Origin of the sequence: Halorubrum sp. SD690R (assembly GCF_005435035.1) — an archaeon.
Classification (GTDB): Archaea; Halobacteriota; Halobacteria; order Halobacteriales; family Haloferacaceae; genus Halorubrum; species Halorubrum ezzemoulense.
The window spans coordinates 74,522-87,356 of sequence record NZ_SGTV01000012.1; the positions used below are offsets into that span (position 1 = coordinate 74,522).

Below are 12,835 nucleotides of genomic sequence, written 5' to 3' on the forward strand. Positions count from 1 at the left end.
AACTGCGGCGGCGACGTAGGTTCGCGAGTGATGGACGGGGATATCCCCGACGATGAGGCCGTCATCCTCTTCGACGGCGTCTGTAACCTCTGTAGCGGGTTCGTACAGTTCGTCGTCCCCCGCGACGCGGAGGGGAAGTACCGCTTCGCCTCGCTCCAGTCCGACGTGGGACAGGCGCTGCTGGCCGAACACGACCTTGCGAGCGACGACCTCGACTCGGTCGTCCTGATCGAGGACGGCGAGAGCTACGTGAAGTCGTCGGCGATCATCGAGATCGCGTCGGGGCTCGGCGGCCGCTACCGGCTGCTCTCGCCGTTCCGCTACGTCCCGAAGTCGGTCCGCGACCGAGTCTACGACTTCGTCGCCGACAACCGATACCGGTGGTTCGGGAAGAAGGACCGGTGTATGATGCCCACCGGCGACGTGGAGTCGCGGTTCATCGAGTGAGCGAGGCGTTACCCCCGGCTCGCTCACTCCGCGTCGCGCCGATCACTCCGCGTCGCGCCGCTCGTAGGTGACGAACGCGAGGTCGTCGTCGGTCTCGCGGGCGCGCTCGACCCACGTCTCCCGGTCCCAGTCCGGAAACCGCGTGTCGCCGTCGGGGCGCTCGGGGATCTCGGTGATCTCCATCCGGTCGGCGCGGTCGAGGTACGCCTCGTACACCGTCGCGCCGCCGATGACGTACACGTCGTCGACGCCGCGGTCGGCGGCGTCCGCTCTCGCCCGCGCGAGCGCCGACTCGACGTCGTGCGCGACGACCGCGCCGTCGGGGAAGTCGCCGTCGTCGACGGGGCGGGTCGTCAACACGACGCTCGTCCGCTCGGGGAGCGGGCCGCCGACGCGCTCGGCGATGCGTTCGTACGTCTTCCGACCGACGATCACCGGGTGGCCGGTCGTGAGGCGCTTGAACCGTGCCAGGTCCGCTGGGTAGTGCCACGGCATCGCGTCGCCGTCGCCGATCACGCGGTTCTCGGCGACGGCGGCGACGAGGACGAGGTCCGGGTTCGAATCCATGCCCGCCATCACTCCGCGACCGCGAACGAGATGCCGTCCGCGGAGTCGTAGTCGACGACCTCGACGTCCTCGTAGGTCAGCTCGTCCAGCGGCTTGTCCGCGATCTCGATCCGCGGGCGGTCGCGGGGCGTCCGCGACAGCTGTTCGAGCAGGCCGGGCACGTGGTCGTACCCCTCCTGCCCGTTCGGCTCGTCGGGGGCGGTGCGCTCGACCCAGCTTTTCACGTCGAGGTAGTCCTCCTTGCTCTCGACGTTCGCGAGCCGCTCCTGGACGTAGCGGAGATTGTTCGCGTACCACTTCCCGCGCTCGCCGCGGCCGCAGTAGACGTGCGCGTCGACGACCGTGTGGCCGAACTCCCCGACCTCGAAGCCGGTCCGCTGCGCGAGCGCGTTCGCCAGCAGCGCGTACGCCGCGATGTTGAACGGGACGCCGAGCGCGATGTCGCCCGACCGCTGCGTCAGGTGGAGGTTGAGCCGGCCGTCTTGGACGTTCACCACGAAGGTGTAGTGGCAGGGCGGTAGCGTCGAGACGGCGGCGTTCGCCGGGTGCCACGCGTTCACGACCATCCGGCGGGAGTGGGGGTTCTCTTCGAGCGTGTCGAGGACGTACTGAATCTGGTCGAACGTGCGCCGCCGCGTCCCGTCGTCGTCCTCCTCCACGGTGACCCAGCGGTCCGCGTCGTCGGGCCACGTCTCGCCGGGGAGTTCGGCCGCCGCCTCCGGGACGGGGTACCGCCGCCAGAACCGACCGTATGCGGTGTCGAGCTTCCCCTCCTCGTCGGCCCACGCGTCCCAGATCTTCGTCTCCTCGCGGAGGTTCCGGATGTGCTCCTCGCCGGAGAGGTACCACAGCACCTCGTGGATGAGCGAGTTCCACCGGTAGCCGTCCATCTTCTTCGTCGTCAGGAGGGGGAACCCCTCCGCGAGGTCGACGGTGTACTGCCCGCTGAACGTCGCGATGGTGTCGACGCCGGTCCGGTTCGGCTTGTACGTGCCCGTCGAGAGCGCGTCGTCGACGAGATCGAGGTACTGTTGCATGGTGGGGTGGACGCGCCGGGACGGCCGTCGCCGGCGCGGGCTGATATCGGATGAAACGGGGCGGGGAACCTAATAACGTTGATCGAACCCGCCGCAGTCACCGGTACCGCTCGGGGACGTACGGGTCCAACACCGCCGGCAGCAGCGGGAAGAACACTGCGGCGGCGTCCGCGAGACGCCGGCGAAGGACCGCGTACACGGCGGCGACGATCACCGTGGCGACGACGAGCCGTCGGAGCGGCCCGTCGAGCAGGAGGTACAGCGGCACCGACATCGCGACGGAGAGCGCGAGGTCCTCCACCGCGCCGTCGTAGCGGACGCCGCGGCGCGGCGGGATCCACCGATCCCGGTGGTGGTCGTACACCGCCTTGTCGGAGTTCCCCTCCCACGGGCGGAGCTCCAGCCCGCCGCCGTACATGTCGGTGACGCTGTGGAACGCCGCCCCGAGGAGGAAGAACGCGGCGCCGACGGTGACGGGTGACGGCGCCAGCGCCGCCGCGAGCAGCGCCGGCACCGCGATCACCGGGTAGTACACCGGGTAGTGGAGCGTCCGCCGGTGACCGACGTACATGTCCAGATCCGGCGTGAGGCCGCCGAGAAAGCCGGCGACAAACCCGATCGGCGCCAGCTCCGGCGCCACGAGCGCCAGCGGGGTCGCGAGCAGCATCCCCGCCAGCACGTGGGTCGGGAGCATCATTGTGATCGTACTCAGGCGACAGAAATATATGAGTATGTCGCCCGGCCGTTTCCGTCGCCCGACCGTCTCGATCGCTCGACCGCGGCGCCGACCGTCGCGCTTCGCGCGGACGGTTTATATACGGGCGGTCAAACCGGGACGTATGCTCATGACGCCGGGGCCGACCGCGGTCCCAGAGCCCGTGCGCGACGCGATGTCCCGTGAGCTGATACACCCCGACGTAGACCCGCGGTTCCGGGAGATATACGACCGGCTCACCGACCGGCTCGCGAGGGTCTACGGCGTCGACACCGACGCACCCGGAGGGGACGCCCGCGATGTCGTCGCCCTCGGCGGCGAGGGGATCCTCGGGCTGGAGGCGGCGGTCGCGTCGCTCGTCGAGCCCGGCACAGAGGTGCTGTGTCTGTCGAACGGGCTCTACGGCGAGGGGTTCGCCGACTTCGTGGAGTCGTACGGGGGGACCCCGACCCTGGTCGCCGCCGACCGCGACGAGCCGCTCCCGGTCGACGCGCTCGACGAGGCGCTGGCGGGGGACGAGGCCGACTTCGACATCGCGACGATGGTCCACTGCGAAACACCGACCGGCGCGCTCAACGACGTTACGGCGGCGCTCGACCGGATCGAGGCCGCAGACGCGGAGGTCCTCACGGTCGTCGACGCCGTCTCGTCGCTCGGCGGCGTCTCGGTCCCGACGGACCGGATCGACGTGTGCCTCGGGGCCTCACAGAAGTGCTTCAGCGCGCCGCCCGGGCTCGCGACCGCCGCGGTGAGCGAGCGCGCGTGGGCCGCGATGGAGGAGCGGGACCCGCACTCGCTGTACGCGAACTTCCTCCCGTTCCGCGACGTGAGCGACGGGTTCCCGTACACGCACCTGACGACCGAGGTCGTCGCGCTCGACGCGGCGCTCGGGCTGCTGCTGGACGAGGGCCTCGACGCGGTCCGAGAGCGACACGAGGCGGCCGCGGCCCGGTGCCGCGAGCGCGGTGCGGAGCTGGGACTGGAGCCGGTTCCCGACCCGGAGCGCAGTTCGCCGACGGTGACCGCCTTCGAGGTCCCCGGTCGGGCCGAGGCGCTTCAGGAGCGGCTGCGCGAGGAGCACGACGTGATTCTCGCGACCGGACTGGGCGAAGACGCCGGAGACGTACTCCGCGTCGGCCACATGGGTCACAACGCGCGAGTCGAGCGCGTCGACGAGACGATGGACGCGCTGGCGGCGGTGTTATGAACGAGGAGTGAGACGAGCCCGCAAACCGCCGATATCTTCAACTCAGACGCGGCGGGCGATCCGGTTATGCCGTCGCCACGCGAGGCGATCCGGGAGCACGGCTGGACGGTCGAACACGTCCCCCACGAGAGGATCGCGAAGTACAACGCCTGTTACCGCGTCGAACTCGACGGGGAGCTGATCTACCCGCCAGCGGCCGACGACCTAGGCATCCCGAGGAACGAGGTCTGGATCTCCGAGAAGTGGTCGAGGTACGACCGGTTCATCCTGTATCATGAGCTCAGAGAGATCCTCCACCGGGCGAACGGCCACGACAAGTCCACGGCGCATCGGCTCGCCGAACGCGACGAACTGTCGCTGTGGCGGGACAACCCCCGCTGGCGGGTGATGAACGCCGAGTGGGACCAGGGACGAGCGCACCTCCCGTTCCCGCACGAGGGAGGCGGCCTCAGTCGGCGGACCGCCGCAGCAACAGCGCGATCCCGGTGAGCGACACCGACATCCCGAACAGGATCACGCCGAGGTAGCCGACCGCGATCGACCCGATGTCCTGAATGTGCGAGTGGTACTCGTCGGTCACGTGCGCGTACAGCAGGAGGGTGCCGACCGCGCTGAGCAGGAGACCGACCGCGTTCACTACCAGCCCGAGCTTCGCCATGTCTCTCGTGTCGTCCACGCTCCAGGTAAAAGTGAGCGGTGGAATGGAACGTCGCGGCCTCGCCGCCTCCGGAACGCCCTTGCCCCCGCCGCGATCAGTAGCGGACAGTATGAACCACCGCGAACTCGGCGATGTCGGCGAGGTCAGCGAGGTCGGCTACGGCGCGTGGGAGATCGGGAGCGACTGGGGCGAGGTCACGGAGGACGAGGCGGTCGCGGCGGTCGAGACTGCGCGCGACGCCGGGATCGACTTCTTCGACACCGCCGACGTGTACGGCGACGGTCGCTCTGAGCGGATCCTCGGCGAGACGCTCGCCGACGAGATCGCGGCCGGCGACGTGACCGTCGCGACCAAGGCCGGTCGCCGACTCGACCCCCACGAGCCCGACGGGTACACGGAGGCGAACCTCCGCCGGTTCGTCGGCCGCTCGCGGGAGAACCTCGGCGTCGAGACGCTTGACTTGGTCCAACTCCACTGCCCGCCGACGGACGTGTACTACCGGCCGGAGACGTTCGACGCGCTCGCGACGCTCGAATCCGAAGGTCGGATCGACGCCTACGGCGTCAGCGTCGAGCGCGTCGAGGAGGGGCTGAAGGCGATCGAGTATCCCGGCGTCGAGAGCGTCCAGATCATCTTCAACCCGTTCCGGCAGCGGCCCGCGGAGCTGTTCCTCGACGAGGCCGCCGCGCGCGACGTGGGCGTGATCTGCCGGGTGCCCCTCGCCTCGGGGCTGCTGACGGGCACGCTCTCCCGCGACGACGAGTTCCCCGAGGACGACCACCGGAACTACAACCGCGACGGCGACGCCTTCGACGTGGGCGAGACGTTCGCCGGCGTCCCCTTCGAGGCGGGCCTCGACGCGGCCGACGCGCTCGACGAGCGCCTGCCGGACGACCGGCCGCTCTCGGAGTTCGCGCTGCGCTGGATCCTCGACCACGACGCCGTCTCGACCGCGATCCCGGGCTCGACGACCCCCGACCACATCCGGGCGAACGCGGCCGCGAGCGTGGCCGCCGCGCTCTCCGACGCCGAGCGCGAGGCCGCGGCGGCGGTGTACGACGAACACGTGCGCGAACACGTCCACCAGCGCTGGTAGGTCGCGGCCGCGGGACCGCGAGTCCGGTCGGGCCGGCCGCGAAACGCGTTCCTTTTTTTGCGCGACCGCGACCGGATCGGCAGAGACGACCGTGGAGAGCGAACGCGAGGCGGCGGCGACCGAGCCCGACGACGAACGCGAGGCGGCGGCGACCGAGCCCGACGACGAGCGCGAGCGCGGCGAGATCCCCGACGACGAGCGCGAGGCGTTAGAGACGATCGCGCACGGCGCTGTGCTCACCTCCGGCGGGGTCGCCGGCCAGCGCGCGCTAATCGTGGCGGCCGAGTTCGCGCTGACCCGCGGGCTCGGCCCGACCGCCTACGGCGTGTACGCGCTGGCGTGGCGGATCGCTCAGCTCTGCTCCCGGCTCGTGACGTTCGGCAGCGTCCCCGCGATCCAGCGGTACCTCCCGGAGTACGCGGACGACGGGGGCCGGCAGGGCGCCGTCGCCGGTCTCGCGTACGCGACGACGATCGGGTTCGGGGTCGCGATCGCGGCCGGCGTCTGGCTCGCGGCGCCGGAGATAAACGCCCGCACCGTCACCGAGCCGGCGTTCACGGGAACGATGCGCGCGTTCGGCGGCCTCGTCGGGCTGCTCGGGGTCGTGATGGTCGCGTCCGCGCTCTTCCGCGCGGTGGGGTCCGCCCGCGGCGAGGTCCTGTTCAACAAGCTGTTGCGCCCGGGCGTCCGGCTGGTCGGCGCCGTCGGCGCGCTCGCGCTCGGCTACTCGGTCGTCGGCGTCGCCGGCGCCATCGTCGCCGCGACGGGACTGCTCGCCGCGGCCGCCGTCCCCCTCTCGGCGTCCGTCACCGGTGTTCGCCCGACGCTCCGCGGTGCTCGCGCGGAGGCGCGCCGCTTCTACGACCACGCCGCGCCCGTCGCGATGAGCAGCCTCGGGAAGGTGTTCCAGAACCGCGTCGACGTGCTGCTCGTCGGCGCGCTGCTGACGGCGACCGCGGCGGGCGTGTACAACGTCGTCCTCGTGGTGATCGCGGTCGCGTGGATCCCGCTCTTATCTTTCAACCAACTGCTCCCGCCGGTCGCCTCGGAGCTGTACGCGGACGACCGGACGGCGACGCTCAACGAGGTGTACGGCTCCGTCACGCGCCAGATCGTCACGGCCGTCGTCCCGATACTCGCCGCGCTCGTGGTGTACGGCCGGGAGATACTCGGCCTGTTCGGCGAGGCGTACGTCGCCGGGTACCTCCCGCTCGTCGTCTACCTCGGCGGCGTCTTCGTCGGGAGCGCGGTCGGCGCGACCGGTTGGCTGCTGATGATGACGGACCACCAGTACGCGCGGATGGCGCTCGACTGGCTGCTCGCGGTCCTCAACGTCGGCCTGACGTACGCGTTCGTCGTCCGCTACGGGCTCGTCGGCGCCGCGCTCGGCACGTCGCTCGCCATCGCGGTCCAGAACGGGATCCAGGTCGTCCTCCTCCGCCGCTTCGAGGGGCTGTGGCCGTTCGACCGGACGTTCCTCACCCCGCTCGCGGCCGGCGGCGTCGCGGCCGCCGCGATGTTCGCGGTCCGGGCGCTGCTGGCCGGTCTCCCGGCGGTCCTCGCGGGGAGCGTGATCGGGCTCGCGGCGTACGCGGCCGCGCTCCGACTCCTCGGCGTGGACCCCCGCGACCGGTTCGTCGCGCGGCGGCTGGCGCGCCGGTACCGGGCCGCGATCGCGGAGCGGTTCGACCGCTGAGGATCCCCGCGTGCGGATCGCGACGATTTATTGGCCGACCGCGTCGTACCCACGGTATGCAAACGATCGACCGCGGGTCGGCGGGGTCGGCCCGCGTCGCGATCGTCGGCGGAATCCACGGCGACGAGCCCGCCGGCGTCCGGATAGTGGAGCGGCTCGCCGAGGAACTCCCACCCCTCGACCCGAACGACGACCGCGTGGAGTCCGACGGACTCGTCCGGCTGATACTCGCCAACGAACCGGCGATCGCGGCCGAGACGCGCTACACGGACGCGGACCTGAACCGGGCCTTCCCGGGCGACGCCGACAGCGACGAGTACGAGCGGGCGCTGGCGCCGCGGCTCGCCGCCGAGTTGGAGGAGTTCGACGCCGTGCTCGCGCTCCACACCTCCCACAGCGCCCCGCCGCCGTTCGCCATCTTCAGCGACCTCACGGAGTCCGTCCGCCGCACCGTCACCGGGCTCCCGGTCGACCACGTCGTCGACGCGAGCGGCCTGCGGTCGACGACGCTCGACTCCACGATCCCGCACACCGTCTCGATCGAGGTGGGCCGACAGGGGAGCGAGGCGGCCGTCGAGTTCGGCCACGAGGCGTGTCGAGCGTTCCTCCGCGTTCACGGCGCGATCGCGGACGAGCCGCCGACGTTCTCGGAGACGGTCGTGGTGAAAGGCGACGAGGAGGTGCCGAAGGGCGGCGGCGAGCCGCGCGTCCACTTCGCGAACTTCGAGGCGATCCCGGAGGGCGCCGTGTTCGCGGAGGACGACGTGTACACCCACCGCGTCGAGGAGCCGGGGCTGGTCCCGATCCTCGCGAGCGAGGAGGGGTACGACGACATCTTCGGCATGTACGGCCGCGTCACGGGCGCGTTGGGGCCGCCGGGCGAGGGCGACTTGCGGGTGTACCCGCGCGACGACTCGGAGGGCACGGGAGAAAGCGACGGAGCGCGGAACGGCGCGGACCGGTAAGAACGGTCGGACTGCGTGTTAGCCGGAGCTCACTTCGCGGTCGGCGTGATGTCGCCGACCGCGTCCATCACCTGAACCGCCGCGCTGGCGGCGAGGCCGCGGGCGACCTCGTCGGTGTCGGACTCGGCGATGCCGGCGTCCAAGTCCTCCGGGTCGGGGGTGAACCCGGCCGAGACGGGGTGGCCGGCCGGGGGGTTGACGGCGACCGTCGCCTGCGGACCGTTCGCGCCGACGGACAGCTCGGAGCCGACGGCGTAGCTGTCGGGCAGATACGATTCCGTGCGCGATACGATTCCGGCGACCGCGCGCCGGAGCTGCCGTTCCTGGTCCGGAGAGAGGTCGACGGCCGCGGGCGAGCCCGCGTCCGTCACACCCGGTGCCCCGGCGTACGGGTTGTTGCCGTTCATTCGAAGACACGACAAGTACGCGGAGCCGAGTCAAAAAGGCGTCGGCGGCGGCGACCGCGGTTTCGACCCGACGCCGGACCGCTCGCGCCGGCTACAGGATGGGCTCGGACTCGCCGTACGCCGCGACCACGACCGCGGTCGCGTACCGGTCCGGCTCGGCGACGACCGTCTCGACGCGCGTCTCGCGGTCCGGGAGGTCCCAGTCGCGGAGGTCGCCTCCGGCGTCGAGCCCCGCGTGGATCCGGTCGCGGACGCCCTCGGGATCTTCCCCCGTCACCTCGTAGAAGAGTCCCGGTCCCGGGCCGGTCGTCCAGCCCAGCCCCGCGACCGCGTCGGGATGTCGGCGGGGCGCCCGCTTCGACTCGGCGCCCTCGGCGCCCGCGCGACCGCCCTCGCGGAAGTCGACCTCGTCCCCGGGACCGATCGTCCGGCGCGCCTCGACGACCGTGAGCCGGTTTCCAGCGGGACCCAGATCCGGCGCCTCCGACACCGCTTCGACGGTCGCCTCGGCGGGGACGACCGAGGAGACCGCCACGAGGTTGTAGTTGTGGAGGTTCGCGTCCGCGAGCGCGGCGTCGTAGGAGGCCATCGCCGTGTCGGCGACGCCGACGCCGCCGGCGACGTGGATGGTGTTCATTACCGGCGAATCGGCGGCGAGCGCGGTAAGGGGTTACGAACCCGCCCGCCGGCGCGGAGAGTATAAAGATCATTAAAAAGGCGGTGGCGCGTGCCTGCGAGCGGCCGGTAGGCCGCGAGCAGCACGCGCGAGGGAGTCGCGAGCGCAGCGAGCGACGAGGTTGGGGAAGCGTGAGGTGCGGTGCTGCGCGGTGCGGGCGGGACTCAGAGGGGCAGCCGTGAGGCGGGCGCACGCTCGTTGCGCCCCTCGCTCGTTGCGCTCCGCTCACTCGCTGCGGTGCTTACATCGCCTGCGCCCGCCTCACGGCTGGGGCTTTGGCGGTGGTCGCCGCCGATCCACAGTCAACTATTTATAAACGAACCGCTGGAATTTCAGCCGAAGAAACGGGCACAACAGCACCTCGCAAAAACCGAACTTCAATCACGTAGTCGCAGTCGCCTCAGTACTGGTAGTTGATGACCTGCTCGTCCTCTGTATCCGCATCCTGAAGCTTATCGCGGGCCTGCTCGAAGTCCGCCTGCGTCACCTCGGTGCGGCCGTCGCGAATGGCAAACATCCCGGCCTCGGTCGCCAGCGAGGCGATGTCCGCGCCGCTGTACCCGTCGAGGTCGCGGGCGACGACGCCGAGATCGACGCCGTCGGCGACGTTCATGTCCGCGGTGTGGATTTCGAGGATGCGCTCGCGGCCCTCCGGACCGGGCTCGGGCACCTCGATGAGGCGGTCGAAACGGCCGGGACGCAGGATCGCCTCGTCGAGCATGTCGAAGCGGTTGGTCGCGGCCATGATCCGGACCTCGCCGCGGTCGTCGAAGCCGTCCATCTCGGAGAGCAGCTGCATCATCGTGCGCTGGACCTCGGCGTCGCCCGAGGTCTTCGAGTCCGTCCGCTTGGCGGCGACCGCGTCGATCTCGTCGATGAAGATGACGGCGGGCTCGCGCTCGGCGGCGAGCTCGAAGAGGTCGCGGACGAGCCGCGCGCCCTCGCCGATGAACTTCCGGACGAGCTCGGAGCCGGCCATCTTGATGAACGTCGCGTCGGACTCGTTGGCGACCGCCTTCGCGAGCATCGTCTTCCCGGTGCCCGGCGGGCCGTGGAGCAGGACGCCGCTCGGGGGTTCGACGCCCACCGTCTCGAACTGCTCGGGGTTCTCGAGGGGGTCCTCGACGGCCTCGCGAACCTCCCGGATCTGGTCGTCGATGCCGCCGATGTCGGCGTACTCGACCTCCGGGGACTCGGTGACCTCCATCGCCTGCGCCCGGGAGTCGGTCTCGTCGTCGAGCACCTGCTGGACCGCGAACGAGTCGTTGATCGCGACGCGGTCGCCGGGACGGAGGTCCTCGTCGAGCCGCGTCGCGGCCTGCGTGAGGACCTCCTGGTTGTTGCCGTGCTGTTTGATCACGACGCCGTCGTCGGTGATCTCTTCGACGGAGGCGATGTACAGCGAGGAGGTCTTCAGGACCTCGTTCTCGCGTTTCAGCTGCTCGACGTCGTCCTTCAGCTCGCCGCGGCGCCCTTCTGCGTCGGCGAGCCGATCTTCCAGTTCATCGTTCACCTGAACGATCCGCCGGTAGTGCTGGCGGATCGCCTCCAGCCGCTCCGCGTCGCTCATCTCGGGGTCGAGCTCCAACCGCGGGCGGTCGGGGAGTGACGGGCTGTGAGACATTCGTTATCCGGAATAGGATGCGGGCGTAAATGTGCCTTTGGGTCACGGAGAGACCGTTGGATCGGCGAGACGAGCGCGACCGCCGAGCCCCCGGAGCGGGGGTGAACGCCCTCAGCCTCCTGCGGTATCAAATACGATAATTGGGAGTCAACGTTTTAGACGGAGGTGAGCTAACACCCGCTCATGGACGCACGAACGGCGGGCAGACGCGCCGGTCCGGCGCTCGCGAACCGCGAGGGACGGACCGGGAGGTCCCGCCAATGACGGGCGATCCGGACGCGACCGTCCTCGCGGTCGACGACGAGCCGGACCTCGCGGAACTGTATCGGGTGTACCTCGACCCGTCCTACGACGTTCGGATCGCGACCGGCGGCGAGGAGGCGCTCGACGCGATGGACGACGCGGTCGACGTGGTCCTCCTGGACCGACGGATGCCCGACATGTCGGGCCATGAGGTGTTAGACGCGATCCGCGACGAGGGGTACGACGCCCGCGTGGCGATGCTGACCGCCGTCGAGCCGGACGTCGACATCGTCGAGATGCCGTTCGACGACTACAAGACGAAGCCGGTGACCAAGGAGGACTTGGTCACGCTCGTCGAGGTGCTGCTCCACCGCGCCGCGTTCGACGAGCGCAGCCAGGAGTTCTTCGCGCTCGCCTCCAAGAAGGCGGCGCTGGAGGCCGCGGGCACGACGAACTCCGACGAGTACGAGGAGCTCCTCGACCGGATGGAGTCGGTCCGCGTCGAGGTCGACGACACGCTCGATCACCTCTCCGCACGCGACGCGTTCGTCGAGGTCCCCGGCGAAGTCCCGTAGCGCGACACGCGCGACGCGGTCGATATACGAACGGCGGGCGGTCGACGGCGAACGGGGGACTGTCGGCGGCGAACGAGACGCACCCTTCTCGTCGCCGACCCCGGAACAGTCCGACTACTCGATCTCTAGCTCACCGTCCGCGCTCTCCTCGCCGCCGTTCTCGTCCCACTCCAGCTCGAACTCGACGCTCAGCTCGCCCGGCCCTTCCGCGGGCCCCTCGCGCTCCGCCTTCACCTCGAAGGTCGGTCTCGCGGGGGGGTCCAGCGTCGTCGACTCCTCGCCGCGTCTGAGCGTGATCGCGCTCCCGTCGTCGAGCGAGTCCGCGACCGTCCGCAGGTACGCGGCAATCTCCTCGCGGCTCCGCCGGCTCTCGGACTCGAAGATGACTTCCTCGGGCATACCGGTCCGTACGCGTCCTCGCGATATAAATGTCGCCGCGGTGTCCGCGGGAACGCGCGGGCGGCGGGACGCCCCGGACCGTTTTGTGCCACCCGCCCGAACGCTCACGCCATGTCCGTCCCCGACCCGCTCCGCAGGGCCGTCGCCGTCGTCGTCTACTGGACGGCGATCGCGCTCGGCGGGAGCGTTCTTCTCCCCGACCCGACCGGCCCGCTCGTCGCGCTCCCGGTCCTCGGCGGCGGCGCGGTCGTCGCGCACGCGGCACGCACGGACCGACTGGTCCCGCTCGGGTACGCCGTCGGAACGATGTGGCTCGCCGTGCTCGCGCTGTCGGTTGGCACCGGCGTCGTCGACGTGTTCGGGACGCCTGAGGGGGAGATCGCGCCGCTCGCCGACTACCCGGTCCCCGCCGCGCTCGGCACCGTCGGGCTGTTCGGCGTCCTCCTCGTCGCGTACGCGGCGTTCGGTCGCCGGAGCGCGGAGCGAGCCGCCGAGTCGGCGTGAGCGGCGCGCGCGGCGACGG

At 70.7% G+C, this 12,835-nt stretch carries 16 protein-coding genes; 8 read left to right on the plus strand and 8 right to left on the minus strand.

Annotated elements, in window-relative coordinates:
- Window positions 1-30 precede the first annotated feature (30 nt).
- The gene (locus tag EXE41_RS09420; RefSeq protein ID WP_086215411.1) at window positions 31-447 is read left to right on the plus strand and encodes a thiol-disulfide oxidoreductase DCC family protein; all 417 of its coding nucleotides are present in this window, start codon (window positions 31-33) and stop codon (window positions 445-447) included.
- Between the two features lie 42 nt (window positions 448-489).
- Here the strand turns inward: EXE41_RS09420 and EXE41_RS09425 are convergent, their stop codons facing one another.
- The 3 genes from EXE41_RS09425 to EXE41_RS09435 all read right to left on the minus strand — a co-directional run bounded on the left by EXE41_RS09425 (window position 490) and on the right by EXE41_RS09435 (window position 2,745).
- Window positions 490-1,023: a dihydrofolate reductase gene (locus EXE41_RS09425; RefSeq protein WP_094495544.1), complete on the minus strand. Its 534-nt coding sequence runs from the start codon at window positions 1,021-1,023 to the stop codon at window positions 490-492.
- Complete coding sequence (thyA, locus tag EXE41_RS09430; protein WP_049931586.1) at window positions 1,023-2,051, minus strand: thymidylate synthase; 1,029 nt, start codon at window positions 2,049-2,051, stop codon at window positions 1,023-1,025. Before thyA ends, EXE41_RS09425 begins: the two co-directional genes overlap by 1 nt.
- A gap of 97 nt (window positions 2,052-2,148) precedes the next feature.
- Window positions 2,149-2,745 (minus strand): metal-dependent hydrolase, encoded by a 597-nt coding sequence (locus EXE41_RS09435; protein ID WP_176450665.1) that lies wholly within the window; start codon window positions 2,743-2,745, stop codon window positions 2,149-2,151.
- Window positions 2,746-2,890: 145 nt separating this feature from the next.
- Between EXE41_RS09435 and EXE41_RS09440 the strand changes: the two genes are divergently transcribed.
- Window positions 2,891-3,973, plus strand: coding sequence for an alanine--glyoxylate aminotransferase family protein (locus tag EXE41_RS09440; protein WP_137690827.1), 1,083 nt, complete (start codon window positions 2,891-2,893; stop codon window positions 3,971-3,973).
- A 66-nt stretch (window positions 3,974-4,039) separates the two neighbouring features.
- Entirely contained in the window at window positions 4,040-4,462 is a 423-nt protein-coding gene (locus EXE41_RS09445; protein ID WP_094582958.1) for a hypothetical protein, read from the plus strand.
- Here the strand turns inward: EXE41_RS09445 and EXE41_RS09450 are convergent.
- Window positions 4,422-4,649: a hypothetical protein gene (locus EXE41_RS09450; RefSeq protein WP_233127177.1), complete on the minus strand. Its 228-nt coding sequence runs from the start codon at window positions 4,647-4,649 to the stop codon at window positions 4,422-4,424. The two genes, EXE41_RS09445 and EXE41_RS09450, sit on opposite strands and share 41 nt — an antisense overlap.
- 91 nt (window positions 4,650-4,740) lie before the next feature.
- Here EXE41_RS09450 and EXE41_RS09455 point away from each other — a divergent pair, with 91 nt between their 5' ends.
- From EXE41_RS09455 to EXE41_RS09465, 3 genes are all read left to right on the plus strand, one after another.
- A complete protein-coding gene (locus tag EXE41_RS09455; RefSeq protein WP_137690828.1) occupies window positions 4,741-5,727 on the plus strand; it encodes an aldo/keto reductase in 987 nt (328 codons plus the stop codon).
- 91 nt (window positions 5,728-5,818) lie between these two features.
- Entirely contained in the window at window positions 5,819-7,423 is a 1,605-nt protein-coding gene (locus tag EXE41_RS09460) for a lipopolysaccharide biosynthesis protein (RefSeq protein WP_137690829.1), read from the plus strand.
- Window positions 7,424-7,479: 56 nt separating this feature from the next.
- Window positions 7,480-8,388, plus strand: coding sequence for a succinylglutamate desuccinylase/aspartoacylase family protein (locus tag EXE41_RS09465; RefSeq protein ID WP_137690830.1), 909 nt, complete (start codon window positions 7,480-7,482; stop codon window positions 8,386-8,388).
- 29 nt (window positions 8,389-8,417) lie between these two features.
- Here EXE41_RS09465 and EXE41_RS09470 read toward each other — a convergent pair whose 3' ends face one another.
- The 3 genes from EXE41_RS09470 to EXE41_RS09480 all read right to left on the minus strand — a co-directional run bounded on the left by EXE41_RS09470 (window position 8,418) and on the right by EXE41_RS09480 (window position 11,095).
- Window positions 8,418-8,795 (minus strand): DUF5811 family protein, encoded by a 378-nt coding sequence (locus tag EXE41_RS09470; protein ID WP_006628157.1) that lies wholly within the window; start codon window positions 8,793-8,795, stop codon window positions 8,418-8,420.
- A gap of 91 nt (window positions 8,796-8,886) precedes the next feature.
- A complete protein-coding gene (locus EXE41_RS09475; protein ID WP_137690831.1) occupies window positions 8,887-9,432 on the minus strand; it encodes a pyruvoyl-dependent arginine decarboxylase in 546 nt (181 codons plus the stop codon).
- Window positions 9,433-9,871: 439 nt separating this feature from the next.
- A complete protein-coding gene (locus EXE41_RS09480; RefSeq protein ID WP_049931578.1) occupies window positions 9,872-11,095 on the minus strand; it encodes a proteasome-activating nucleotidase in 1,224 nt (407 codons plus the stop codon).
- A 260-nt stretch (window positions 11,096-11,355) separates the two neighbouring features.
- Between EXE41_RS09480 and EXE41_RS09485 the strand changes: the two genes are divergently transcribed.
- Complete coding sequence (locus EXE41_RS09485) at window positions 11,356-11,913, plus strand: response regulator (protein ID WP_049931577.1); 558 nt, start codon at window positions 11,356-11,358, stop codon at window positions 11,911-11,913.
- Window positions 11,914-12,027: 114 nt separating this feature from the next.
- Here the strand turns inward: EXE41_RS09485 and EXE41_RS09490 are convergent, their stop codons facing one another.
- Window positions 12,028-12,312 carry an amphi-Trp domain-containing protein gene (locus EXE41_RS09490; RefSeq protein ID WP_089308128.1) on the minus strand — a complete coding sequence of 95 codons (285 nt, stop codon included), beginning with the start codon at window positions 12,310-12,312 and terminating at the stop codon, window positions 12,028-12,030.
- A gap of 111 nt (window positions 12,313-12,423) precedes the next feature.
- On the opposite strand from EXE41_RS09490, the gene EXE41_RS09495 reads away from it, so the two are divergent.
- Complete coding sequence (locus EXE41_RS09495; protein ID WP_049931575.1) at window positions 12,424-12,816, plus strand: hypothetical protein; 393 nt, start codon at window positions 12,424-12,426, stop codon at window positions 12,814-12,816.
- The last annotated feature ends 19 nt before the right edge of the window (window positions 12,817-12,835 follow it).

Coding starts and splice junctions, on each gene's coding strand:
- EXE41_RS09465 (WP_137690830.1), top strand. CDS start 7,480: ATGCAAACGATCGACCGCGGGTCGGCGGGGTCGGCCCGCGTCGCGATC.
- EXE41_RS09490 (WP_089308128.1), bottom strand. CDS start 12,312: ATGCCCGAGGAAGTCATCTTCGAGTCCGAGAGCCGGCGGAGCCGCGAG.
- EXE41_RS09480 (WP_049931578.1), bottom strand. CDS start 11,095: ATGTCTCACAGCCCGTCACTCCCCGACCGCCCGCGGTTGGAGCTCGAC.
- EXE41_RS09485 (WP_049931577.1), top strand. CDS start 11,356: ATGACGGGCGATCCGGACGCGACCGTCCTCGCGGTCGACGACGAGCCG.
- EXE41_RS09455 (WP_137690828.1), top strand. CDS start 4,741: ATGAACCACCGCGAACTCGGCGATGTCGGCGAGGTCAGCGAGGTCGGC.
- EXE41_RS09475 (WP_137690831.1), bottom strand. CDS start 9,432: ATGAACACCATCCACGTCGCCGGCGGCGTCGGCGTCGCCGACACGGCG.
- EXE41_RS09445 (WP_094582958.1), top strand. CDS start 4,040: ATGCCGTCGCCACGCGAGGCGATCCGGGAGCACGGCTGGACGGTCGAA.
- EXE41_RS09420 (WP_086215411.1), top strand. CDS start 31: ATGGACGGGGATATCCCCGACGATGAGGCCGTCATCCTCTTCGACGGC.
- EXE41_RS09425 (WP_094495544.1), bottom strand. CDS start 1,023: ATGGCGGGCATGGATTCGAACCCGGACCTCGTCCTCGTCGCCGCCGTC.
- EXE41_RS09435 (WP_176450665.1), bottom strand. CDS start 2,745: ATGCTCCCGACCCACGTGCTGGCGGGGATGCTGCTCGCGACCCCGCTG.
- EXE41_RS09495 (WP_049931575.1), top strand. CDS start 12,424: ATGTCCGTCCCCGACCCGCTCCGCAGGGCCGTCGCCGTCGTCGTCTAC.
- thyA (WP_049931586.1), bottom strand. CDS start 2,051: ATGCAACAGTACCTCGATCTCGTCGACGACGCGCTCTCGACGGGCACG.
- EXE41_RS09440 (WP_137690827.1), top strand. CDS start 2,891: ATGCTCATGACGCCGGGGCCGACCGCGGTCCCAGAGCCCGTGCGCGAC.
- EXE41_RS09470 (WP_006628157.1), bottom strand. CDS start 8,795: ATGAACGGCAACAACCCGTACGCCGGGGCACCGGGTGTGACGGACGCG.